Raw genomic sequence first — 24,049 nt, 5'->3', positions numbered from 1 at the left:
ACGCCGACGTGACATACCGAGGTGAACTCGGGTTATAAAATGCATGCAACTCGAATTGTGCTTCCTCTACTTCCTTTGCTTCCTCCCCTTCTTCTGCTCCTTGCTCCTGCTCCTGCTCCTGCTCCTGCTCCTGCTTTCGCTCCCCACCACTCAACACGATGAGCGTTAGCTCGAGTAAGGCTTTTGACGTGCCGGCCCCATCGGAAGGCTGAGTGGAGGGATTTATCCGGGGGTGGGAGCGCAGCGACCGTGCGGCGAAGCCGCATGCATCGAAAGGAGGTGCAGCGAAGCAAACCGTAGGCGATGCCCCCGGATGAATCCCGGAACGAAGGAACACCGAGCCAAAGCGAGGTGCCGAACGCAGGGGCCCAGACCTTTGGTTACTTTGGGGCGTTTGCCAAAGTGACCCGCCGTAAGGGCGGAACCATAAGCCGCCGCACTCGAAGAAACGGATATTCACCCAACCCAAACCCCAAAACCCAAACAACAAAAAACCCGCTGAAATCACTCTCAGCGGGTTTTCCATTTCAGTAGCCAAGGAAGATCAAAAATCCTCCAGCCGCCACACTTCATAAGCCGGCGTCTCGTAGGGATGGCTCAACTTAAGAGCCGCCACTACCGCGCGAATCAACTCATCGCCAACAACAAGCTCAACCTTCCACTCCTCGACCCGCTCAAACCGCCCCGCCTCACCAATGAACGGCTGACTGCCGTCCAAAGGCCGAAACTGACCAGATCCAAGCACCTGCCAAGCACAGTGGTCATAATCACCGATCCGCCCACCACCGGCAGCGAATACAGCCTCCTTGACCACCTCGACATGACTGTCGGGAACAAAAAACGCGAGCTTGTACACAGCGCTTAGTTCACCCACACACGCGCGTTACGGAACATACGCATCCAGGGTGCGTCTTCGTTCCAGTCTTCCGAACGCCACGAGTTCTGCACAGCACGGAACACCCGCTCCGGGTGCGGCATCATGATCGTCACGCGACCGTCGCGGCTGGTGAGGCCGGTGATCCCGCGCGGCGAGCCGTTCGGGTTGGCCGGGTAGGCTTCGGTGACCTTGCCGTGGTTGTCGACGAAACGCATCGCCACGCAACCCGACAGATCGGCTTCGAGCAGTGCCTCTTCGCTTTCGAATTCGGCATGGCCTTCACCGTGAGCGATGGCGATCGGCATGCGCGAACCGGCCATGCCCTGCAGGAAGATCGAGTTCGACTCCTGAACCTGAACCATCGCCACGCGCGCTTCGAACTGCTCGGAGCGGTTGCGCACGAAGTGCGGCCAGAACTCGCTGCCCGGGATCAGCTCGTGCAGGTTGGACATCATCTGGCAACCGTTGCACACGCCGAGGGTAAAGCTGTCGTTACGCTCGAAGAAGCCCTGGAACGCATCGCGGGCACGGCTGTTGAACAGTGCGGACTTGGCCCAGCCTTCACCGGCGCCGAGAACGTCGCCGTAGGAGAAACCACCGCAGGCCACCAGACCCTTGAACTCGTTCAGGTCGACGCGGCCGGCCAGAATGTCGCTCATGTGCACGTCGGTCGCGTTGAAACCGGCGCGGTCGAACGCAGCCGCCATTTCCACCTGACCGTTGACGCCCTGCTCACGCAGTACCGCAACCTGTGGGCGGATGCCTTTCTTGATGTAAGGCGCGGCGATGTCCTGGTTGACGTCGTAGCTCAGCTTGACGCTCAGGCCCGGGTTATCTTCTTCCAGCAGCGCATCGAACTCTTGCTCGGCGCAGTCGGCGTTGTCACGCAGACGCTGGATCTGGTAGCTGGTCTCGGCCCACTGACGTTGCAGCAGACGACGCTGGCCTTCGAACACGGTGTCACCGTTGAAGGTGATGTTGATCTGGCCGTTATTGATCGGCTGACCGATCACCGAAACGCAGTCGCCCAGACCGGCCGCGCTGAATTGGGCGAGGATGTCCGGGGTGGCGTCCTGGCGAACCTGGATCACAGCACCCAGTTCTTCGTTGAACAGGATGGCGGCGATTTCAGCGGAGCTTTCGGCAACGCTGTCCAGGTTCAGGCTCAGACCGCAGTGGCCGGCGAAAGCCATTTCCACCACGGAGGTCAGCAGACCACCGTCGGAACGGTCGTGGTAAGCCAGCAGGTGACCGTCGGCGTTGAGGCCCTGGATCACGGCGAAGAAAGCTTTCAGGTCTTCGGCGTCGTCGACGTCCGGAGCCTGCTTGCCGAGCTTGCCGTGAACCTGCGCGAGGATCGAAGCGCCCATACGGTTCTGGCCGCGACCGAGGTCGATCAGGATCAGGTCGGTGGTGCCCTTGTCCATGCGCAGTTCCGGGGTCAGGGTCTGACGGATGTCAGCCACTGGCGCGAAACCGGTCACGATCAGGGACATCGGCGAGGTGACGGTCTTGTCTTCGCCGTTGTCGTTCCAGCGGGTGGCCATGGACATCGAGTCCTTGCCGACCGGAATGGTGATGCCCAGCTCAGGGCACAGTTCCATGCCGACCGCTTTCACGGTGTCGTACAGACGCGCGTCTTCGCCCGGGTGACCGGCAGCGGACATCCAGTTCGCCGACAGTTTGATGTCGGAGAGCTTGTTGATGCGCGAGGCGGCAATGTTGGTGATGGTTTCGCCGATGGCCATGCGGCCCGACGCCGGAGCGTCCAGCAGCGCCAGCGGAGTGCGCTCGCCCATCGCCATCGCTTCACCGGTGTAGACGTCGAAACTGGTGGCGGTGACGGCTACGTCGGCCACCGGAACCTGCCAAGGGCCGACCATCTGGTCACGGGCCACGAGGCCGGTGATGGTGCGGTCGCCGATGGTGATCAGGAAGCTTTTGCTTGCCACGGCCGGGTGGTGCAGAACGCGCTCGATGCTTTCGCCGATGTCGAGGTTCGACGGATCGAAGTCATCGCCCAGCTCGGCTTCGCGAACCACCGAACGGTGCATGCGCGGCGCCTTGCCCAGCAACACTTCCAGTGGCATGTCCACCGGGTTGTTGCCGAAGTGGCTGTCGGTCACGGTCAGTTGCGGCTCGGCAGTGGCTTCGCCGACAACGGCAAACGGGCAACGCTCACGTTCGCAGATCGCCTTGAAGCGCTCGAAGTCGGCCGGACCGACCGCCAGAACGTAACGTTCCTGGGATTCGTTGGACCAGATTTCGTGCGGGGCCATGCCCGGCTCGTCGTTTGGAATGTTGCGCAGTTCGAATCGGCCACCGCGGTCGCCGTCGTTGACCAGTTCCGGGAAGGCGTTGGACAGACCGCCCGCACCCACGTCATGGATGAAGCTGATCGGGTTCTTGTCGCCCAGCTGCCAGCAACGGTCGATGACTTCCTGGCAGCGACGTTCCATTTCAGGGTTTTCACGCTGAACCGAAGCGAAGTCCAGATCCGCCGAGCTGGTGCCGGTAGCCATGGAGGAAGCAGCGCCGCCGCCCAGACCGATCAGCATCGCCGGGCCGCCGAGGACGATCAGCTTCGAGCCGACCAGAATCTCGCCTTTCTTGACGTGCTCTTCACGGATGTTGCCCATGCCACCAGCCAGCATGATCGGCTTGTGGTAACCGCGAACTTCGTCACCGTGCGGAGTGGTGATCGACTGTTCGAAGGTACGGAAGTAACCGGTCAGGGCCGGACGGCCGAATTCGTTGTTGAACGCGGCGCCGCCCAGCGGGCCTTCGATCATGATGTCCAGCGCGTTGACGATGCGCTCAGGCTTGCCGTACGGCACTTCCCACGGCTGTTCGAAGCCAGGGATTTGCAGGTTCGACACGGTGAAACCGGTCAGGCCGGCTTTCGGCTTGGCGCCACGACCGGTTGCACCTTCGTCGCGGATCTCGCCACCGGAACCGGTGGACGCGCCCGGGAACGGAGCGATCGCGGTCGGATGGTTGTGGGTTTCAACCTTCATCAGGATGTGCACCGGCTCCTGCACCGCGCCGTACTGGCGGGTTTCCGGATCCGGGAAGAAGCGGCCGGCAACGTTGCCGACGATCACCGAAGCGTTGTCCTTGTAAGCGGACAGCACGCCTTCGCTGTGCATCTGATAGGTGTTCTTGATCATGCCGAACAGGCTTTTTTCCTGGCTCTCGCCGTCAATATCCCAACTGGCGTTGAAGATCTTGTGACGGCAGTGCTCGGAGTTGGCCTGGGCGAACATCATCAGTTCGATGTCGTGCGGGTTGCGCTTGAGGCCGTTGAAGGCGTTGACCAGGTAGTCGATCTCGTCTTCGGCCAGGGCCAGGCCCAGTTCGACGTTGGCTTTTTCCAGTGCGGCGCGACCGCCGCCGAGGATGTCGATGGCGGTCAGCGGCTTCGGTTCGGCGTGGCTGAACAGACCGGCAGCCTGCTCGAGGTTGGCCAGAACGATCTGCGTCATGCGGTCATGCAGTACGTCTGCAATCTGCTGCGCTTCGGTTTCGCTGAACTGACCGGCCACGTAGAACGCGATGCCGCGCTCCAGGCGCTGGATCTTGCTCAGGCCGCAGTTGCGGGCGATGTCGCTGGCCTTGCTCGACCATGGCGAGATGGTGCCGAAACGCGGCAACACCAGGAACAGACGACCGGTCGGCTCTTGAACCGGAACGCTTGGACCGTACTTCAGAAGGCGCGCAAGCACCTGCTGTTCGTCGCCGGTCAGGACGCCGGTGACTTCGGCGAAGTGAGCGAATTCAGCATACAAGCCACTGACAGCCGGAACCTTCTGGCTCAGTTGCTCAAGGAGTTTGCTGTGGCGAAAGGCAGAAAGGGCAGGAGCGCCGCGCAGGATCAACATCTTCGGGACAGCCTCGGGAAGGGGTGTGCTTTGAGGCCGTGCATTCTAGCCTAAACCGCCCTCAACATCACCCGAAACGCTACGCACGGTTGCACCCGGATGTCGAGTGGTGTTCCTGCCTTGAGGGTCAAATTTATGGGGTGTTGGAACGCGGGTTATTTTTTCTGTCACAAAATGCCTTTCGGGCCCATTCCTGCGGGGTTTCGAGCGGTTTTGTGATCCCTAGCAGACAACCCCGCAACTGTCGAGATATGGCGCCCGTTGTCCTTTGCGTATACTGCGCACATGTTTTCCCCAACGGCTTTGCGTCCGCGGTACGCCAAATGGCTGATCGCTACCGGACTCTTCCTGATGCTCAGTGGCTGTGTTGATAAACCCAACACACTCGAGCGCGTAAAGGAGGATGGCGTGCTGCGGGTGGTCACCCGAAACAGCCCCGCCACCTACTTTCAGGATCGCAGCGGTGAAACCGGCTTCGAATACGAGCTGGTGAAGCGCTTCGCCGACGATTTGGGGGTCGAGCTGAAGATTGAAACCGCCGACAACCTCGACGACCTGTTCAACCAGGTCGGCAAGCCGAACGGCCCGGTACTGGCCGCCGCCGGCCTGGTCAGCAGCGAACAGCGCAAGAAACAGGTGCGTTTCTCCCGCTCCTACCTCGAAGTCACCCCGCAGATCATCTATCGCAACGGCCAATCTCGTCCTACCGACGCCGGCGATCTGGTGGGCAAGAAGATCATGGTGCTCAAGGGCAGCACCCATGCCGAACAACTGGCGGAGCTGAAACAGAAATATCCTGGCATCCAGTACGAAGAATCCGACGCCGTTGAAGTGGTCGACCTGCTGCGCATGGTCGATGAAGGTCAGATCGACCTGACCCTGGTCGATTCCAACGAAGTGGCGATGAACCAGGTGTATTTCACCAACATCCGCGTGGCCTTCGACCTCGGCGACGCGCGCAGCCAGAGCTGGGCCGTGGCCGCCGGCGAAGACAACAGCCTGCTCAACGAGATCAACAGTTATCTGGACAAGGTGCAGAAGAACGGCACCCTGCAACGTCTGAAAGACCGCTATTACGGCCACGTCGACGTCCTCGGCTACATGGGCGCTACCACCTTCGCCCAGCACTTGCAGCAGCGGCTGCCCAAATACGAACAGCACTTCAAGGCCTACGCCAAGAAAGAGAAAGTCGACTGGCGCCTGCTGGCGGCGATCGGTTATCAGGAATCGCTGTGGCAACCGGCCGTCACCTCGAAGACCGGCGTGCGCGGGCTGATGATGCTGACCCAGAACACCGCCCAGGCTATGGGCGTGTCCAACCGCCTCGATCCGAAGCAGAGCATCATGGGCGGCGCCAAGTACCTGGCCTACATGAAGGATCAGCTCGACGAGTCGATCCAGGAACCGGATCGCACCTGGTTTGCTCTGGCGGCCTACAACGTCGGCAGCGGTCATCTGGATGACGCGCGCAAACTGGCGGCCAAGGAAGGGTTGAACCCGGACAAGTGGCTGGATGTGAAAAAGATCCTGCCGCGCCTGTCGCAGAAGCAGTGGTACAGCAAGACCCGCTACGGCTACGCCCGGGGCGGCGAACCGGTGCATTTCGTGGCGAACATCCGTCGCTACTACGACATCCTGACGTGGGTGACCCAGCCGCAGCTTGAAGGCGATCAAGTGGCCGAGGGCAACCTGCATGTGCCGGGGATCGATAAATCGAAACCGGCTCAAGAGCCCGCCCCGCTTTAACCCATCCCCAATACAAATGTGGGAGCAAGTTTGCTCCCACAGGATGTTGAAACTTAGTGTTTGGCAGCCGCCAGAATCAACGCCTTCATCTCCGACACCGCCGACTTGAAGCCGACGAACAACGCGTGCGCCACCAGTGCGTGACCGATGTTCAGCTCGTTGATGCCCTTGATTGCGGCAACCGCCTCGACGTTGTGATAGTGCAGGCCATGGCCGGCATTGACGATCAGGCCCTGGGCCAGACCGAAGGCCACGCCGTCCGCCACACGCTTGAGCTCTTCAGCCACTTCGGTTGGTGTTTCGGCATCGGCGTAACGCCCGGTGTGCAGCTCGATAGCCGGGGCACCGACGCGCTTCGACGCAGCGATCTGCCGCTCGTCGGCGTCAATGAACAGCGATACCTCGCTGCCGATCTTCGACAGACGCTCGACAGCCGCCCTGATCCGCTCTTCCTGCCCCGCCACATCCAGACCGCCTTCGGTGGTCAATTCCTGACGGGTTTCCGGCACCAGGCAGATGTGCGCCGGGCGAATGCGTTCGGCGAACGCCATCATTTCTTCGGTGACGCCCATTTCGAAGTTCATGCGGGTTTGCAGCACGTCCTTGAGCAGCAGCACGTCGCGCTCCTGAATGTGCCGGCGATCTTCGCGCAGATGCACGGTGATGCCATCGGCGCCCGCCTCTTCCGCGTCCAGCGCAGCCTTGACCGGATCCGGATAGCGCGTGCCACGGGCCTGACGCAGGGTGGCGACGTGGTCGATGTTCACGCCAAGAAGAATGCGATTGCTGGTGGTCACGGATGCGCTCCTGAATGGAAAGATTCGGCGCACAGCATACGGTGAGATCAGGGCTTGCGAAACAGCTCGCGACTGACCAAGGGACGACCGCCCAGATGCACGGCCAGCGCTTGTCGCATCAAGCGCTTGGCGGCGGACAACGCGCCTGGGGCCGACCAGTCGGCTTCGGCCATGGCCAGCAGTTCGGTGCCGTTGAACAGACCGGGTTGCAGCAGGTAGACCCGTTCGAGTCCGGCATCCACCTGCAAGCGATAGAGACCGTCCGCAGCGACAGGCTCGTCGTTGATGTCGGTATTCAGGGAAAAGCCATAACCAAGGTCGTCGAGCAGCCGCCATTCGAAAGAACGCAGCAACGGTTCCAGCGGCCGGCCTTCGGCCAATGCCAGCAAGGTCGCGGCGTAATGATCGAACACCGCCGGGTGCGGATCTTCGGCGGGCAGCAGGCGAATCAACAGTTCATTGAGATACAGGCCGCTGAACAGCGCCTCGCCGACCATCCACGTTGCGTTGCCGACACTCTCCATGCGCCCGACGTTCTTCAACTCACCCTTGCCGCGAAACTCCACTTCCAGCGGCACGAATGGCCGCGCCAATGTCCCGGCCTTGCCCCGCGCACTGCGCAACACCGCCCGCAGCCGACCTTGCGGCGTGAGGAAGTCCACCAATGCGCTGGTTTCGCGGTAGGCGCGGGAGTGGAGGACGTAGGCGGGTTGGGCGGGAGGCGGGCTTTGCGACATTGAGTTCTCGATGACGAAACGCAGTTTTACACACAAACCCAAAACTACTGTGGGAGCGAGCCTGCTCGCGATGAGGGTGTATCAGACAACAAGGATGTCGACTGAAATACCGCTATCGCGAGCAGGCTCGCTCCCACAGTGGGTATCGGTGTTCTCGGGATCAGCGCTTACAGGTCGCCGTAACCCAGCGAACGCAGCGCACGCTCGTCGTCGGACCAGCCGCCCTTCACCTTGACCCACAGATTGAGCATGATCTTGGAGTCGAACAGCAGCTCCATGTCCTTGCGCGCCTCGGTGCCGATGCGCTTGATGCGCTCGCCCTTGTCGCCAATGATGATTTTCTTCTGGCCGTCACGCTCGACGAGGATCAGCGCATGGATGTGCAGCGTCGCACCCTGCTGCTTGAACTCTTCGATTTCCACAGTGATCTGGTACGGCAGCTCGGCGCCGAGCTGGCGCATGATCTTCTCGCGCACCAGTTCGGCGGCGAGGAAGCGGCTGCTGCGGTCAGTGATCTGGTCTTCCGGGAAGAAGTGATCGTTCTCCGGCAGATGATCGGCGATGACCTTTTCCAGCGCATCGAGGTTGTGCCCGTGTTGCGCCGAGATCGGAATGATCTGCGCGTTCGGCAGCTGTTCCTGCAACCACGACAGATGCGGCATCAGCTCGGCCTTGTCTTCGATGCGGTCGGTCTTGTTCAGCGCGACGATCAGCGGGCCGGTCACGTACTGCACGCGCTCCAGCACCATCTGGTCTTCTTCGGTCCACTTGGTGCGGTCGACCACGAAGATCACCACGTCGACGTCTTTCAACGCCGCCGAAGCGGTCTTGTTCATGTAACGGTTCAGGGCTTTTTCGCCACCCTTGTGCATGCCGGGGGTGTCGACGTAGATCGCCTGCACGTCGCCCTCGGTCTTGATCCCGAGCATGTTGTGGCGAGTGGTCTGCGGCTTGCGCGAGGTGATCGCGAGCTTCTGGCCGAGGATGTGGTTCAGCAGCGTGGACTTGCCCACGTTGGGACGGCCGACGATGGCAACATAGCCACAGCGAGTTGCGTTTGTATCAGTCATTGCCATTCTCCACACCCAGGGCAATCAGTGCTGCAGCGGCCGCTACCTGTTCGGCAATACGACGGCTCACACCCTGACCCCGGCTTTTTTCATTCAATAGGACAACTTCGCACTCGACGAAGAAGGTACGACAGTGCGGCTCGCCCTGGATATCCACCACTTCGTAGCGCGGCAGTTCGCAGCCACGCGATTGCAAAAATTCCTGCAGGCGGGTCTTCGGATCCTTGTTGGTATCGACCAGCGTCAGACCTTCGAACTCGCCGGCCAGCCAGGCCAGTACGCGCTCGCGGGCGACTTCCATGCCGGCGTCGAGGTAGATCGCACCGATCAGCGCTTCCAGGGCGTCGGCCAGAATCGACTCGCGACGGAAACCGCCGCTCTTCAACTCGCCCGAACCCAGACGCAGGTAATCGCCCAGATCGAAACCGCGGGCCAGCACCGCCAGCGTCTCACCTTTTACCAGCCGTGCGCGCAAACGCGACAACTGGCCTTCGCGAGCCAGCGGGAAACGGTCGAACAAGGCTTCGCCGGCAACAAAGTTGAGGATCGCATCGCCGAGGAATTCCAGACGCTCGTTGTTGCGTCCGGCAAAGCTGCGGTGCGTAAGGGCCAGGACCATCAGTTCCTGGTCCTTGAAAGTGTAACCGAGCTGACGCTCGAGGCGGCTTAGAGAAACGCTCACGGTTTACCCACGCTGAGTTCGTGGCTGGATTCCACCGCCATCGCCGGGATACGGCGCAGGCCTGGGACAATTAACGCTGTGTTCAAAAATGACGTCCTGAATATCGTGGCTTCATGCCCCGGAGCCGGTTGTGCCGACGCCAGAAATGCATTCGGCGCTGTGGTCAACAGCGCCGTGTTTGTTTACTTGATCAGGCCGACCCGCGAGAAGTTCGGCAGGTGGCTGAGTTTCGGTTCCGGCCAGCTCATCCAGACCGCGAAGGCCTTGCCGACGATGTTCTGGTCGGGAACCATGCCCAGCAGATCCTTGGGAATGTTCGGATCATCCCAGTAGCGACTGTCGTTCGAGTTGTCGCGGTTGTCGCCCATCATGAAGTAATGCCCGGCCGGCACGGTCCAGGTATGGTCCGGTGTGGCGCGGTAGCGGCTCATTTCCTTGCGGATCAGGTGCTCGGCGACGCCGAGTTTTTCCTTGTAGAGTTCCGCGCTGCCCAGCGTGCCCGGCTCGGAGCCGACCAGTTGTTCGGCAATCGACTCGCCGTTGACGAACAGGCGCTTGTCGGCGGTGTACCGCACGGTGTCGCCCGGCAGGCCGACCACACGCTTGATGTAGTTGACGTTCGGGTCGCTCGGGTAGCGGAACACCATCACATCGCCGCGCTGCGGGTCACCGACTTCGATGATCTTCTTGTCGATCACCGGCAAACGGATCCCGTAGGAAAACTTGTTCACCAGAATGAAGTCGCCAACGTCCAGGGTCGGTTTCATCGAGCCGGACGGAATCTGGAACGGTTCCACCAGGAACGAACGCAGCACCAGCACGATGAACAGCACCGGGAAGAACGACTTGCCGTACTCGACCAGCAGCGGTTCCTTGTTCAGCTTCTCGACCACCACCACATCAGGCTGGCTGACGCTGCCCTGATAGGAGGCGATGGCGGCACGCCGACGCGGTGCCAGGATCAACAGATCGAGCAACGCCAACAGACCGCAGACGAACACGGCAATGACCAGCAACAGCGGGAAATTTAGTGACATAGGACCTGACTATTCCAACCTGAGCACGGCGAGGAAGGCTTCTTGTGGAATTTCCACGTTGCCGACCTGTTTCATGCGTTTCTTACCGGCCTTCTGCTTCTCAAGCAGTTTTTTCTTGCGGCTGACGTCGCCGCCGTAGCACTTGGCCAATACGTTCTTTCTGAGTGCCTTGACGGTTGTCCGAGCGACGATCTGACCGCCAATGGCAGCCTGGATGGCCACGTCGAACATCTGACGAGGAATCAGTTCTTTCATCTTCTCGGTCAACTGGCGACCTTTGAAGTGCGAATTGTCACGGTGCACGATCAGCGCCAGAGCGTCGACCTTGTCGCCGTTGATCAGCACGTCCAGTTTCACCAGATTAGCCGATTGGTAACGATCGAAATGGTAGTCCAGCGAAGCATAGCCGCGGCTGGTGGATTTCAGACGATCGAAGAAGTCCAGCACCACTTCGTTCATCGGCAGGTCGTAGGTCACTTGCACCTGATTGCCGAGGAACAGCATGTCGACCTGCACACCGCGTTTCTCGATGCACAGGGTGATGACGTTGCCCAGATGCTCCTGCGGTACCAGGATGTTGGCGCGCACGATTGGCTCGCGCATGTCTTCGATCGACGAGACGTCCGGCAACTTCGACGGGTTGTCGACGTAAATCGTTTCACCGGTTTTCAGCACCAGTTCGAAGATTACCGTCGGCGCCGTGGTGATCAGGTCCAGGTCGTATTCGCGCTCCAGGCGCTCCTGGATGATCTCCATGTGCAACATGCCGAGGAAGCCGCAACGGAAGCCGAAGCCCAGTGCGTCGGAGCTTTCCGGGGTGTATTGCAGCGACGAGTCGTTCAGGGTCAGCTTCTGCAGCGCTTCGCGGAAGTCTTCGAAGTCGTCGGAGCTGACCGGGAACAGACCGGCGTAAACCTGCGGCTGGATGCGTTTGAAACCTGGCAGCACCGGAACGTCCGGGGTGGAGCTCAAGGTCAGGGTGTCACCGACCGGCGCACCGTGAATGTCCTTGATGCTGGCGATGATGAAGCCCACTTCGCCGGCCTTCAGGTCAGCGGTGGCGGTGTGTTTCGGGTTGAACACGCCGACGCTGTCGACCAGGTGCACCTTGCCGGTGGACTTGACTAGGATCTTGTCGCCCTTCTTCACACGGCCATGACGCACGCGCACCAGGGAAACAACGCCCAGGTAGTTGTCGAACCAGGAGTCGATGATCAACGCTTGCAGCGGATCTTCGATATTGCCGGTCGGCGCGGGAATGGTGGCGACCAGACGCTCGAGCACTTCGTCGACACCCAGGCCGGTCTTGGCGCTGCAGGTGACGGCGTCGGTGGCGTCGATGCCGATGATCTTCTCGATCTCGTCCTTGACGCGATCAGGCTCGGCCTGTGGCAGGTCGATCTTGTTCAGGACCGGCATGACCTCGAGGCCCTGCTCGATAGCGGTGTAGCAGTTGGCCACGGACTGGGCTTCAACGCCCTGCCCCGCATCGACCACCAGCAGCGCACCTTCACACGCGGCCAGGGAACGGCTGACTTCGTAGGTGAAGTCGACGTGGCCCGGGGTGTCAATGAAGTTCAGCTGGTAGGTGACGCCGTCTTTGGCCTTGTAATAGAGGGTAACGCTGTGGGCCTTGATGGTGATCCCGCGTTCGCGCTCCAGATCCATGGAATCCAGTACCTGGGCTTCCATTTCACGCTCGGCCAGGCCACCGCACATCTGGATGAAACGGTCAGCCAGCGTCGACTTGCCATGGTCAATGTGGGCGATGATGGAGAAATTGCGGATATGACTCAAATCACTCACGGATCAACACTCAAAAAGGCTGCAGGCTTGGCCCGCCGAAAAATAGCCGGGAATTGTACCTGATACACGGCGCAAGCGTCACGTTCGCCTGTCACCCTGATTGCATGCAAAAACGCCCCGATCTGATGACCGAGGCGTTTTCAAGGCTAAAGCGTGGGTGAAACCTTGTTCATCAACCGGCTCGACGCAACAGCCAGACACCCGCCAGCGCACACACGCCAGCCGGCACCAGCACCGCGAACAGCGGCGAGAAGCCGAAGACCAGACTGGATGGACCCAGCAGATCCTGAACGATGCGGAAGGTGAAGCCCACCAGCACACCGGTGAAAACCCGCTGACCGAGAGTCACCGAACGCAACGGACCGAAGATGAAGGAAATCGCCATCAGCACCAGCGCGGCGGTCACCAACGGCTGCAACACCTTGACCCAAAATGCCAGCCAGTAACGACCGTTGCTCAGGCCCTGATCGGCCAGATAGTGGATGTAACCCCACAGACCGGTGATCGACAGCGATTCCGGCGCCATCACCACGGTGCTCAGCAATTGCGGGCTCAGCGAGACATCCCAGCGCTCGACCGGCGTATTGACCACTTCAGTGCTGCGCTCGTGGAATTTGGTGGTGGTCACGTCGGTCAGCTGCCAGTGATCGGTGTCGAACTCGGCGCGTTTGGCGAAGCTCGAGCTCAGCAGGTGACGCTCTTTGTCGAAGTGATAACGGGTCACGCCGTACAGGCGACCGTTGGGCTGTACGGAGTTGATGTGAATGAACTCCTCGCCTTGACGGTGCCACATGCCGTGCTTGGCGCTTTGCGCGTCGCCGCTGCCTTGCGCCAGCGAACGGTTGGCCTGGGCCATGCTTTCGGTGGCCGGTGCCACGTACTCGCCGATCAGCACGCCGGCCAGCATCAGCACCAGCATCGGCTTCATCACCGCCCAGACGATGCGCCCGATGGACACACCGGCTGCGCGCATCACGGTCAGTTCGCTGCTGCTCGCCAGACTGCCGAGGCCGATCAGGCAACCGATCAGCGCCGCCATCGGCAGCATGTCGTAGAGCCGACGCGGCGCGGTCAGGAGCACGAAGCTCAGAACGTCGACCAAGGTGTAGGTGTCACTGACGTCGCCCATCTCGTCGATGAACGCAAACAAGGTTGCCAGGCCGAGAATGATCGCCAGCACTGCGATGATCGCCATGAACACGCTGCTGCCGATGTAGCGGTCGAGTTTAACCACGGGCCACCTCCAGCGCTGCGCTGCGACGGCTCGCCAGTTTCAGGCGCAGAGGCTCCCAGTACAGCAGGCCGAGGCCGATGACCAGGAAGATCGCGTGGACCCACCACAAGCCGAGCGCCGGTGGAATCTTGCCTTTCTCGAGGGCGCCGCGGGCGGCAATCAGGATGGTCAGGTAAGCCATATAAAGAAGAATCGCCGGCAGCAGCTTGAGGAAACGCCCCTGACGCGGATTGACCCGCGACAGCGGCACCGCCATCAGGGTCACGATGAACACCAGCAACGGCAGCGACAGGCGCCATTGCAGTTCGGTTTTCGAGCGAATGTCGTCGCTGCCCAGCAGGGACGAGGTCGGCATGGCGTCACGGTCGGTGACTTCCTCGCTGACATCCGGCTTGGGCAGCAGCACGCCGTAGGTTTCGTAGTGGATGGCGCGGTAGTTGGCCTGACCCGGGCTGCCGTCGTAGCGGAAGCCGTTGTCGAGGATCAGGTAGCGGTTGCCGTCGGGACGCACTTCCTGACGCCCCTTTTCCGCCACCAGTACGGAAATCCCGCGATCTTTCTGGTTGGCGCCGAGGTTCTTCTGCGAGATGAACACGCTGCCAAGATTGACCCGATCATCGCTCAGGGTTTCGGTGTAGGTCACCCGCGTACCGTCGCGCAGGGCCTGGAAGCGGCCGGGCTCGAGGGTGTCGAACTCGGTCAGGGCGTCCTGCTTGTTCAGCAGCAGCTGGAACTGGTTGGCGCCTTGCGGGGCCAGGCTCAGGCTCAGCCATGCAACCACCAGCGCCACCAAGGTGGCCGGAAACAGAGTCATGCGAAACAGACGCTGCTGGCTCATGCCGGTGGCCGAGAGCACGGTCATCTCGCTTTCCAGGTACAACCGGCCGTACGCCAGCAGGATCCCGAGAAACAGGCCCAGCGGCAGGATCAGTTGCAGGAAGCCCGGCAGACGGAAGCCCATGATCAGGAACAGCGATCCCGGATCGAGCTGGCCTGCGGCGGCCTGGGCAAGGTATTTGATGAAGCGACCGCTCATGATGATGACCAGCAGCACGGCGCTTACCGCACTCAGGGTCAACAGGACTTCGCGGGACAGATAACGGAAGACGATCAAACCAGACACTCCAGGGTTGTCAGGCTAAGGCGGCCAAACAAGCAAACGTATCGACGGGCCCGCAAGGCAGAGCCGTCGAAAAAAGATGCGGCATTATCCTGTGATTGAGGGCGCCTGTCACTGCGCACACTCACGCAAGCGTGCAATCCGTTGAAGATCGTACAACCGAGGGTTGTCAGGCGCGGTGAGCGAGGTTCAAACTGCCGCCTCTGTCGCAGGCACTGGCCTGCGCCTCTTCTCTCTATAAGCAGGCGACGGCGGGCACCGTCGAACGCCTGCGTGTTGACCATTCATTCAGGGATCCGGACATGGAACTGGTTGTAAAAAGCGTTAGCCCAGAAACGTTGAAAACCGCCACCCTGGTGGTTGCCGTCGGCGAAGGCCGCAAACTCGGTGTTGCCGCCAGGCAGGTCGACGAACTGAGCGGTGGCGCCATCAGCGCCGTGCTCAAGCGTGGCGATCTGGCCGGCAAGGTCGGCCAGAGCCTGTTGCTGCACAGCCTGCCGAACCTGAAAGCCGAACGCGTGCTGCTGGTCGGCGTGGGCAAGGATGAAGAGCTGGGCGACCGTCCGTTCCGCAAGATCGTCGCCGGCATCCTCAACACCCTTAAAGGCCTGGCCGGCAGCGATGCCGTCCTGGCACTCGATGAAATCATCGTCAAGAACCGCGACAGCTACGGCAAGACCCGCCTGCTGGCCGAAACCCTGGTCGACGGCGAATACACCTTCGACCAGTTCAAGAGCCAGAAAGCCGAACCGCGCGCCCTGAAGAAGATCACCCTGCTGACCATCAAGGCCGCTCAGGCCGAAGTGCAGCGCGCCGTGAACCACGCCACCGCGATCGCCAACGGCATGGCGTTCACCCGTAACCTGGGCAATCTGCCGCCGAACATCTGCCATCCGACTTTCCTCGGCGAGCAAGCCAAGAACCTCGGCAAAGAGTTCAAGGATCTGAAAGTCGAAGTCCTCGACGAGAAGAAGATCAAGTCGCTGGGCATGGGTTCGTTCTACGCCGTCGGCCAGGGCAGCGCCCAGCCGCCGCGCCTGATCGTCATGCAATACAACGGCGGCAAGAAATCCGAGAAGCCGTACGCACTGGTTGGTAAAGGCATCACTTTCGACACCGGCGGCATCAGCCTGAAACCGGGCGCCGGCATGGACGAAATGAAGTACGACATGGGTGGCGCCGCCAGCGTGTTCGGTACTCTGCGCGCCGTGCTGGAACTGAAACTGCCGATCAACCTGGTGTGCATCCTGGCTTGCGCCGAGAACATGCCGAGCGGCAACGCTTCGCGTCCGGGCGACATCGTCACCACCATGAGCGGCCAGACCGTGGAAATCCTCAACACCGACGCCGAAGGCCGTCTGGTGCTGTGCGATGCCCTGACCTACTCCGAGCGCTTCAAGCCGCAAGCGGTAATCGACATCGCCACCCTGACCGGTGCCTGCGTCGTTGCGCTGGGCGCCCACACGTCGGGCCTGCTGGGCAATAACGACGAGCTGATCGAGCAACTGCTGAGCGCCGGCAAGGCTGCCGACGACCGCGCCTGGCAACTGCCGCTGTTCGATGAATACCAGGAGCAGCTGGACAGTCCGTTCGCCGACATCGCCAACATCGGCGGTCCTAAGGCCGGCACCATCACCGCTGCCTGCTTCCTGTCGCGCTTCACCAAAAACCTGAACTGGGCGCACCTGGACATCGCAGGCACCGCCTGGACTAGCGGCGGCAAGGACAAGGGCGCCACTGGCCGTCCGGTTCCGCTGCTGACCCAGTACCTGCTGGACCGCGCCAAAGCCTGAAACCGATGACTGCGAGCGGCGCCTCTCTTGAGGGGCGCTGCTTGCAGCTCAGGAACCGCAATGACCAAAGTCGACTTTTACATCCTGCCCAGCGCCGATCCTTCGGCTCGCCTGGACTTTGCCTGCAAGCTCACCGATAAAGCCTGGCGCATGGGCCATCGCATCTACCTGCATTGCAGCGATGCCGCCCAGCGTGATGATCTCGATGCGCGACTGTGGGCTTTCAAGGGCGAAACCTTCGTGCCTCACGGCCCGGCTGAAAGCGAACCGGAAGGACTGATCGTGTTGGGACTGGGCGAGGACTGTGGCCAGCACGCGGACTTGCTGGTCAACCTCGATCTGAAAGTCCCGGTTTTCGCCAACCAATTCGCCCGGGTGGCGGAGGTTGTGGTGGAAGATCCGGCGATCCGCACTGCGGCGCGGGAGAGTTTCCGTTTCTACCGCGAACAGGGCTATCCTCTGCAAGACCACCGTTTACAGCGACTCTGAGTACGCCGATGGACACTCCAAAACCGCTGCAAAAACCCACGCACCTGCTGGATGACCTCGAGTCGATCCGCCAGTTGCTCGGGGATGACAACCTGCAACCGCCACTGCTGACCGACACGGTCGATGATGGCGAACAGGAACAGATTCCGATGTTGTTCGATTCGGTCGACAACACACCGCAAGCCGTCGAGGCTGCACCCGCGCCAACGCCTGCTCCGCAACCTGCTGCTGCGCCTGTGGAGAAAGGCCCCGACGCTATCCTGCACCTGGACAGCGAACTGCGCGCCGCGGCGCAATTGATCATGCAGGACGTGATCGACGACTTCGCTCCGCACATCGAAACCGAAATCAAACGTCGCCTCGAGGCGCGGATGGAACGGCTTCTCGGCCAATACGAATAATCCCCCAATCTCCTGTGGGAGCTGACCTGCCAGCGATAGCATCACTGCGGTTTTCCTGAAAAACCGCGGCGCCTGCATCGCTGGCAAGCCTGCTCCCACATTTAAGTCTCCACCCGGCCCGCCCCGCTCGCCCTGCGCCCCATGCCCCGCTATACTTCCCGGCTTTTCCTGAATAAATGCCAATAGGGTCCCGCCGCGCATGGATAAGACCTACCAGCCGCACGCCATTGAAACTTCCTGGTACAACACCTGGGAGTCCGAGAACTACTTCGCCCCGCAAGGCGCGGGCGACTCCTACACCATCATGATCCCGCCGCCGAACGTCACCGGCAGCCTGCACATGGGTCACGGTTTCAACAACGCGATCATGGACGCCCTGATCCGTTTCCGCCGCATGCAGGGTCGCAACACCCTGTGGCAGCCGGGCACCGACCACGCCGGTATCGCCACGCAGATGCTGGTGGAGCGTCAGCTTGAAGCCCAGGGCCAGAACCGCCACGATCTGGGCCGGGAAAAATTCCTCGAGAAAGTCTGGGAGTGGAAGGATCAGTCCGGCGGCAACATCAGCCGTCAGATCCGTCGCCTCGGCTCGTCCGTGGACTGGAGCCGCGAGCGCTTCACCATGGATGACGGCCTCTCGGAAGCCGTTAAAGAAGCCTTCGTGCGCCTGCACGAAGACGGTCTGATCTATCGCGGCAAGCGTCTGGTCAACTGGGACACCAAGCTGCACACGGCGATTTCCGACCTCGAAGTGGAAAACCACGACGAGAAAGGTTTCCTGTGGAACCTGAAATACCCGCTGGCCGACGGCGCGAAAACCGCTGAAGGCAACGATTTCCTGATCGTCGCGACCACCCGTCCGGAAACCATGCTCGGCGACTCCGCCGTCGCGGTGAACCCGAACGACGAGCGCTACAAAGCCCTGATCGGCAAATTTGTCGAGCTGCCGCTGGTCGGCCGCCGCATCCCGATCATCGCCGACGATTACTGCGATCCTGAATTCGGCACCGGCTGCGTGAAAATCACCCCGGCCCACGATTTCAACGACTACGAAGTCGGCAAGCGCCACAACCTGCCGCTGCTGAACATCTTCGACAAGAACGCCAACGTGCTGCCGGCAGCGCAAGTGTTCAACCTCGACGGCACGCTGAACGACAGCATCGACGGCAAGATTCCGGCCGAATACGCCGGTCTCGAGCGTTTCGAAGCGCGCAAGCAGATCGTTGCCGCATTCGACGCCGCCGGCCTGCTGGTGAGCGTCGACGACCACAACCTGAAAGTACCGAAAGGCGACCGCTCCGGCACCGTCATCGAGCCGTGGCTGACCGACCAGTGGTACGTTTCCACCAAGCCGCTGGCCGAGCCTGCGATTGCTGCCGTTGAAGACGGCCGTATCCAGTTCGTGCCGAAGCAGTACGAAAACATGTACTTCTCGTGGATGCGCGACATCCAGGACTGGTGCATCAGCCGTCAGCTGTGGTGGGGCCACCGGATTCCGGCCTGGTACGACGAGTCAGGGAAGGTCTACGTCGGTCGCGACGAAGCCGAAGTGCGCGCCAAGCACAACCTCGGTCCGGACGTTGCGCTGCAACAGGACAACGACGTTCTCGACACCTGGTTCAGTTCGGGCCTGTGGACGTTCTCCACGCTGGGCTGGCCGGAAAAGACCGAGTTCCTGAAGAAATTCCACTCCACCGACGTGCTGGTCACCGGTTTCGACATCATTTTCTTCTGGGTTGCCCGGATGATCATGCTGACGATGCACCTGATCAAGAACGAGGATGGCACGCCGCAGGTTCCGTTCAAGACCGTTTATGTGCATGGTCTGGTGCGTGATGGCCAAGGCCAGAAGATGTCCAAGTCCAAGGGCAACGTCCTGGACCCGCTGGACATCATCGACGGTATCGAGCTCGAAACCCTGGTGCAGAAACGCACTTCCGGTCTGATGCAGCCGAAACTGGCGAAGAAGATCGAGAAGCAGACCCGCGACGAGTTCGCCGACGGCATCGCCAGCTACGGCACCGACGCCCTGCGCTTCACCTTCTGCTCGCTGGCGTCCACCGGCCGCGACATCAAGTTCGACATGGGCCGCGTCGAAGGCTATCGCAACTTCTGCAACAAGATCTGGAACGCCGCGCGTTATGTTCTGGACAAGGGCGAAGACTGCGGCCAGAACGGCGAAGCCTACGAGCTGTCGCTGGCGGACCGCTGGATCATCTCGCAACTGCAACGCACCGAAGCCGAAGTGACCCGTCAACTGGATCAGTTCCGTTTCGACCTGGCGGCGCAAGCGCTGTACGAGTTCATCTGGAACCAGTACTGCGACTGGTACCTGGAACTGTCCAAGCCAGTGCTGTGGGACGAAAACGCGCCGGTCGAGCGTCAGCGCGGCACTCGCCGCACGCTGGTTCGCGTACTGGAAGTGGCGCTGCGTCTGGCGCATCCGTTCATGCCGTTCATCACTGAAGAAATCTGGCAGCGCATTGCGCCGCTGGCCGGCATTCAGGGCAAGACGATCATGCTGCAAGCGTGGCCGGTGGCCAACGAAGAGCGCATCGATCCGGCGGCCGAAGACGACATCGAATGGCTCAAGGGCCTGATGCTCGGCACGCGTAACATCCGTGGCGAAATGAACATCGGCCCGGGCAAACCGCTGCCGATCTACCTGAAAAACGTCACCGCTGAAGACCAGCGCCGCCTGACCGAGAACGAAGCGCTGCTGAAGAAGCTGGCGCGTCTGGAATCGATCACCGTACTGGCCGCCGGCGAAGAAGCGCCGCTGTCCGCGACCGCGCTGGTTGGCGAGATGGAAGTGCTGGTACCGATGGCCGGTCTGATCGACAAGAACGCCGAGCTGGCGCGTCTGGACAAGGAAATTCTGCGTCTGCAGGGCGAAGTCCAGCGGGTTGGCGGCAAGCTGTCCAATGCCGGTTTCGTTGACAAGGCCCCGGCCGAAGTCATCGAGAAGGAACGCGCCAAACTGGCCGAAGCCGAACAGGCTTTGGCCAAGCTGGCCGAGCAGCACGCGCGGATTGCCAGCCTGTAACGGCAAATCGCACTGAAAAAGGGAGGCCCGCAACGGCCTCCCTTTTTTGTGCCCGGCACTTTTCCGGCCAACAACACGGCTCCCTGTGGGACAATGGCTGCCACTTTCAGCCCTACCCGAATCGACCACGCCCATGAACGCCCCACGCACACCGAAACCTGCGCGCAAGAAGCCTGACTCCGCCACCCCGGCCAAGCCCGTGGCGCCGCGTAAAGAGGCCAGCCTGCACCCGCGCAATCGCCATCAGGGTCGTTACGACTTCCCGGCGCTGATCAAGACCACGCCGGAACTGGCGAAGTTCGTGATCACCAACCCGTACGGCAAGGAAAGCATCGACTTCGCCAGTCCCGATGCAGTGCGTGTGTTCAACCGGGCGTTGCTCAAATCGTTCTACGGCATCCAGCATTGGGACATCCCGGCCGATTATCTGTGCCCGCCGGTGCCGGGCCGCGCCGACTACATCCACTTCCTGGCTGACCTGCTGGCCAGCAACAACGACGGCGTGGTTCCGCGCGGCGCCATCGTCAACGTGCTGGATATCGGCATGGGCGCCAACTGCGTGTACCCGCTGATCGGTAACAGCGAATATCGCTGGCACTTCCTGGGCTCGGAGATCGATCCGACCGCCGTGGCTGCTGCCAGGGCCATCGTCCAGTCCAACGACTTGAACAAGGTCATCCAGCTGCGCCAGCAGGAAAACCGCAAGCACATCCTGATCGGCCTGCTGGAGCCCGGCGAGCGCTTTGACCTGACCATGTGCAACCCGCCGTTCCACGCGTCGATGGAAGAAGCCACCAAGGGCAGCGAGCGTAAATGGCGAGCCTTGGGCAAGGCCGATCCGAAACGCAAACTGCCGGTGCTGAACTTCGGCGGTCAGTCGGCCGAGCTGTGGTGTGAGGGCGGCGAAGCGCGTTTCGTGACGCAACTGATCGCCGAAAGTGCGAATCTTGCGCACAAGGTGTTGTGGTTCAGCACCCTGGTCTCGAAAGCTTCGAACCTGCCTGCCATCGAAACCGCACTGAAAAAGGCCGGCGCGCTGGAAAGCCAGGTGGTGGAAATGTCCCAGGGGCAGAAACAGAGTCGCTTCGTCGCCTGGACCTTCCAGACCAAGTCCGAACAGCAGATCTGGCGGCGCGAACGCTGGGTTCGCAAGTAAGACGTTTCAACCGGGGCGGCGCTTGAGCGCAAAGCAGCCGCCGCCACTGCTGAAACACAATCGGCAGGCACAAAAAAACCGTGCCCGGATCGCTCCGGTGCACGGTTTTTTTATCGCTGCGTCTTACTTGTTCACAGCGTCGGTCAGGCCTTTGGCCACAACCAGCTTGATCACTTTCTTGGCAGGGATTTCGATGGCAGCGCCAGTCGATGGGTTACGGCCAGTGCGGGCAGGACGCTCGGTCACTTTCAGCTTGCCGATACCTGGCAAGGTGATTTCGCCGCCGTTTTCCAGCTGATCGGCAACGATTTGGCCCAGTTGGTCCAGAGCGTTACGCGCGGTGGTTTTCGGCGCGTCGATAGCTTCAGCGATGTCGGCGATCAGTTGGTCTTTAGTAAGAGCCATGTAGTGTTCCTTCCCTATCAAATTCATATGGATTGCAGAGTGCAGTGTCAGCCATCGAGCCCGATCTTCTGGATCTGGCACCCTCGGCGATAACCACGACGAGTCGGGGTTATAGATGCCGAAATCAAGGTTTGGTTCGACCTGACAAAAGCTGAATGCATGCTTGTCGCGGTGACTTCGCACAAGACCGGGCAAAACTAGCACAGAGACAAGGAAATATCCGCCTCTAGCTAGCCAAATGGTCAGGTTTATTGCGCTAAATCGGTAAATAAATGCATAAGGGCCGTCGGGTGACCCGGATTTGCCCTTCACCCCGCGCCAAATCCAGTGGTTGCGGTACACTGAGCGCTTTTTCGGGGGAGCCCGCCCTCCTCCCTTCCACCAGCCGAGAAGCCTATGCCGATCCGTCATTGCATCGTCCATTTGATCGACAAAAAACCCGACGGCACACCCGCAGTCCTGCACGCCCGTGACTCCGAACTGGCTGAGTCCGCAGCCATCGAGAACATGCTCGCCGATCTCAACGAGAGCTATAACGCCAAACAGGGCAAAGCCTGGGGCCTGTTCCATCCGGAGTCCGGTGCGTTCCCGTTCAGCGGCTGGCTGAAGGAGTACATGGAAGGCGGCAAGGACTTCACCGCGTTCAGCAAAGTCGCGGTCGAACACCTGCAAAAGCTGATGGAAGAGTCGAACCTGTCGGTCGGCGGCCATGTGTTGTTCGCCCACTATCAGCAAGGCATGACCGATTACCTGGCCATCGCCCTGCTGCACCACAGCGAAGGCGTGGCGGTGACCGATCAACTGGACGTGACCCCGTCGCGCCACCTCGACCTCGGTCAACTGCACCTGGCGGCGCGGATCAACGTTTCAGAGTGGCAGAACAACAAGCAGTCCAAGCAGTACATCTCGTTCATCAAGGGCAAGAACGGCAAGAAGGTTTCGGAGTACTTCCGCGACTTCATCGGCTGCCAGGAAGGCGTCGATGGCCCGGGCGAAACCCGCACCCTGCTCAAGGCCTTCAGCGACTTCGTCGAGAGCGAAGACCTGCCGGAAGATTCCGCCCGCGAGAAGACCAAGACCCTGGTCGACTACGCCAGCAGCCAGGCCAAGCTTGGCGAACCCATGGGCCTGGAAGAACTCTCGGAGCTGATCGACGAAGAGCGCCCGAAAGCCTTCTACGATCACATCCGCAACAAGGATTACGGCCTGTCGCCGGAGATTCCGGCGGATAAACGCACGCTCAACCAGTTCCGCCGCTTCACTGGTCGCGCCGAAGGCCTGTCGATCAGCTTCGAAGCGCACCTGCTGGGCTCGAAGATCGAATACGACGAAGAGGCCGGGACGCTGGTCATCAAAGGCCTGCCGACCTCGCTCACCGATCAGTTGAAGCGTCGCAACTGATGCTCGGCAATGTGCTGAAAAAGGTTCTGCTGGTTCTGCTGGTGGTCGTGGTCTATCAGAACTGGGGCAAGATCGAGCGGGTCTTCAACCCGTCGCAGATGGCGTCCGAGCAAGTCCGCGCCAACGCCCATGTCGTGCTGTACGCCACGGACTGGTGCGGCTACTGCAAGCAGACCAAGCGCTTTCTCGATCAGAAAGGCATTCCGTTCAAGGAATTCGATATCGAGAAGGATGCCGAGGCACGCAAGGTGTACGAAGCGCTGGGCGGGCGCGGGATCCCGCTGATCGACGTCAATGGCACGTTGATTCGCGGATTTGATCCGGACGAGATTCTCGCTGCACTGAAATGAACGAGGGAGCCAATCGGCTCC

The 24,049-nt window shown here is 60.9% G+C and carries 19 protein-coding genes; 8 read left to right on the top strand and 11 right to left on the bottom strand.

Annotated elements, in window-relative coordinates; genetic code table 11:
• Positions 1-544 precede the first annotated feature (544 nt).
• Together ABFB52_RS06230 and purL are read right to left on the bottom strand one after the other, a co-directional pair.
• The gene (locus tag ABFB52_RS06230) at positions 545-856 is read right to left on the bottom strand and encodes a YqfO family protein (RefSeq protein WP_085747012.1); all 312 of its coding nucleotides are present in this window, start codon (positions 854-856) and stop codon (positions 545-547) included.
• 5 nt (positions 857-861) lie between these two features.
• Positions 862-4,758 carry a phosphoribosylformylglycinamidine synthase gene (gene purL / locus ABFB52_RS06225; protein ID WP_129973007.1) on the bottom strand — a complete coding sequence of 1,299 codons (3,897 nt, stop codon included), beginning with the start codon at positions 4,756-4,758 and terminating at the stop codon, positions 862-864.
• A gap of 285 nt (positions 4,759-5,043) precedes the next feature.
• Here purL and mltF point away from each other — a divergent pair, with 285 nt between their 5' ends.
• Complete coding sequence (gene mltF, locus ABFB52_RS06220; protein ID WP_011332593.1) at positions 5,044-6,504, top strand: membrane-bound lytic murein transglycosylase MltF; 1,461 nt, start codon at positions 5,044-5,046, stop codon at positions 6,502-6,504.
• Positions 6,505-6,557: 53 nt separating this feature from the next.
• On the opposite strand, the gene pdxJ is transcribed toward mltF, so the two are convergent.
• The 8 genes from pdxJ to lptF form a co-directional block, all read right to left on the bottom strand.
• Complete coding sequence (gene pdxJ, locus ABFB52_RS06215) at positions 6,558-7,301, bottom strand: pyridoxine 5'-phosphate synthase (protein WP_064382428.1); 744 nt, start codon at positions 7,299-7,301, stop codon at positions 6,558-6,560.
• Positions 7,302-7,348: 47 nt separating this feature from the next.
• The gene (recO, locus tag ABFB52_RS06210) at positions 7,349-8,038 is read right to left on the bottom strand and encodes a DNA repair protein RecO (RefSeq protein WP_085747010.1); all 690 of its coding nucleotides are present in this window, start codon (positions 8,036-8,038) and stop codon (positions 7,349-7,351) included.
• A gap of 167 nt (positions 8,039-8,205) precedes the next feature.
• Positions 8,206-9,108 carry a GTPase Era gene (gene era / locus ABFB52_RS06205; RefSeq protein WP_039769512.1) on the bottom strand — a complete coding sequence of 301 codons (903 nt, stop codon included), beginning with the start codon at positions 9,106-9,108 and terminating at the stop codon, positions 8,206-8,208.
• Entirely contained in the window at positions 9,101-9,790 is a 690-nt protein-coding gene (gene rnc, locus ABFB52_RS06200) for a ribonuclease III (protein ID WP_011332589.1), read from the bottom strand. Before rnc ends, era begins: the two co-directional genes overlap by 8 nt.
• Before the next feature lie 182 nt (positions 9,791-9,972).
• Positions 9,973-10,827, bottom strand: coding sequence for a signal peptidase I (gene lepB, locus ABFB52_RS06195; protein WP_011332588.1), 855 nt, complete (start codon positions 10,825-10,827; stop codon positions 9,973-9,975).
• A 9-nt stretch (positions 10,828-10,836) separates the two neighbouring features.
• Positions 10,837-12,633, bottom strand: a complete 1,797-nt coding sequence (gene lepA / locus ABFB52_RS06190; protein WP_039769508.1) for a translation elongation factor 4 — start codon at positions 12,631-12,633, stop codon at positions 10,837-10,839.
• Positions 12,634-12,805: 172 nt separating this feature from the next.
• A complete protein-coding gene (lptG, locus tag ABFB52_RS06185; RefSeq protein WP_039769506.1) occupies positions 12,806-13,867 on the bottom strand; it encodes an LPS export ABC transporter permease LptG in 1,062 nt (353 codons plus the stop codon).
• Entirely contained in the window at positions 13,860-14,981 is a 1,122-nt protein-coding gene (gene lptF, locus ABFB52_RS06180; protein ID WP_129973006.1) for an LPS export ABC transporter permease LptF, read from the bottom strand. Before lptF ends, lptG begins: the two co-directional genes overlap by 8 nt.
• A 308-nt stretch (positions 14,982-15,289) precedes the next feature.
• Here lptF and ABFB52_RS06175 point away from each other — a divergent pair, with 308 nt between their 5' ends.
• The 5 genes from ABFB52_RS06175 (at position 15,290) to rlmF (ending at position 21,872) form a co-directional block, all read left to right on the top strand.
• Entirely contained in the window at positions 15,290-16,780 is a 1,491-nt protein-coding gene (locus ABFB52_RS06175) for a leucyl aminopeptidase (RefSeq protein ID WP_085747009.1), read from the top strand.
• Between the two features lie 60 nt (positions 16,781-16,840).
• Positions 16,841-17,269, top strand: coding sequence for a DNA polymerase III subunit chi (locus ABFB52_RS06170; protein ID WP_085747008.1), 429 nt, complete (start codon positions 16,841-16,843; stop codon positions 17,267-17,269).
• 8 nt (positions 17,270-17,277) lie between these two features.
• On the top strand, positions 17,278-17,670 hold the full coding sequence (locus ABFB52_RS06165) for a DNA polymerase III subunit chi (RefSeq protein WP_129973005.1): 393 nt from the start codon (positions 17,278-17,280) through the stop codon (positions 17,668-17,670).
• Positions 17,671-17,869: 199 nt separating this feature from the next.
• On the top strand, positions 17,870-20,716 hold the full coding sequence (locus ABFB52_RS06160) for a valine--tRNA ligase (RefSeq protein ID WP_085688963.1): 2,847 nt from the start codon (positions 17,870-17,872) through the stop codon (positions 20,714-20,716).
• Between the two features lie 133 nt (positions 20,717-20,849).
• Positions 20,850-21,872, top strand: a complete 1,023-nt coding sequence (gene rlmF, locus ABFB52_RS06155; protein WP_129973004.1) for a 23S rRNA (adenine(1618)-N(6))-methyltransferase RlmF — start codon at positions 20,850-20,852, stop codon at positions 21,870-21,872.
• 123 nt (positions 21,873-21,995) lie between these two features.
• Here rlmF and ABFB52_RS06150 read toward each other — a convergent pair whose 3' ends face one another.
• Entirely contained in the window at positions 21,996-22,277 is a 282-nt protein-coding gene (locus ABFB52_RS06150; RefSeq protein ID WP_003221909.1) for an HU family DNA-binding protein, read from the bottom strand.
• Between the two features lie 396 nt (positions 22,278-22,673).
• Between ABFB52_RS06150 and yejK the strand changes: the two genes are divergently transcribed.
• Positions 22,674-23,678: a nucleoid-associated protein YejK gene (yejK, locus tag ABFB52_RS06145; RefSeq protein WP_007957356.1), complete on the top strand. Its 1,005-nt coding sequence runs from the start codon at positions 22,674-22,676 to the stop codon at positions 23,676-23,678.
• Positions 23,678-24,028, top strand: coding sequence for a glutaredoxin family protein (locus ABFB52_RS06140; protein WP_085747005.1), 351 nt, complete (start codon positions 23,678-23,680; stop codon positions 24,026-24,028). Before yejK ends, ABFB52_RS06140 begins: the two co-directional genes overlap by 1 nt.
• Positions 24,029-24,049: the final 21 nt, after the last annotated feature.

The sequence above is a fragment of the Pseudomonas sp. 9.2(2024) genome, from assembly GCF_039695385.1.
Taxonomy (GTDB): domain Bacteria; phylum Pseudomonadota; class Gammaproteobacteria; order Pseudomonadales; family Pseudomonadaceae; genus Aquipseudomonas; species Aquipseudomonas paraglycinae.
The sequence above is the reverse complement of the archived record's forward strand: the minus strand, read 5'-3'. Positions and strand labels throughout refer to the sequence as shown.

Excerpts from the sequence above, each read along its gene's own strand:
- purL (WP_129973007.1), bottom strand. The coding sequence starts at position 4,758 with ATGTTGATCCTGCGCGGCGCTCCTGCCCTTTCTGCCTTTCGCCACAGC.
- mltF (WP_011332593.1), top strand. The coding sequence starts at position 5,044 with ATGTTTTCCCCAACGGCTTTGCGTCCGCGGTACGCCAAATGGCTGATC.
- recO (WP_085747010.1), bottom strand. The coding sequence starts at position 8,038 with ATGTCGCAAAGCCCGCCTCCCGCCCAACCCGCCTACGTCCTCCACTCC.
- era (WP_039769512.1), bottom strand. The coding sequence starts at position 9,108 with ATGACTGATACAAACGCAACTCGCTGTGGCTATGTTGCCATCGTCGGC.
- lepB (WP_011332588.1), bottom strand. The coding sequence starts at position 10,827 with ATGTCACTAAATTTCCCGCTGTTGCTGGTCATTGCCGTGTTCGTCTGC.
- ABFB52_RS06175 (WP_085747009.1), top strand. The coding sequence starts at position 15,290 with ATGGAACTGGTTGTAAAAAGCGTTAGCCCAGAAACGTTGAAAACCGCC.
- ABFB52_RS06170 (WP_085747008.1), top strand. The coding sequence starts at position 16,841 with ATGACCAAAGTCGACTTTTACATCCTGCCCAGCGCCGATCCTTCGGCT.
- ABFB52_RS06165 (WP_129973005.1), top strand. The coding sequence starts at position 17,278 with ATGGACACTCCAAAACCGCTGCAAAAACCCACGCACCTGCTGGATGAC.
- ABFB52_RS06160 (WP_085688963.1), top strand. The coding sequence starts at position 17,870 with ATGGATAAGACCTACCAGCCGCACGCCATTGAAACTTCCTGGTACAAC.
- rlmF (WP_129973004.1), top strand. The coding sequence starts at position 20,850 with ATGAACGCCCCACGCACACCGAAACCTGCGCGCAAGAAGCCTGACTCC.
- ABFB52_RS06150 (WP_003221909.1), bottom strand. The coding sequence starts at position 22,277 with ATGGCTCTTACTAAAGACCAACTGATCGCCGACATCGCTGAAGCTATC.
- yejK (WP_007957356.1), top strand. The coding sequence starts at position 22,674 with ATGCCGATCCGTCATTGCATCGTCCATTTGATCGACAAAAAACCCGAC.
- ABFB52_RS06140 (WP_085747005.1), top strand. The coding sequence starts at position 23,678 with ATGCTCGGCAATGTGCTGAAAAAGGTTCTGCTGGTTCTGCTGGTGGTC.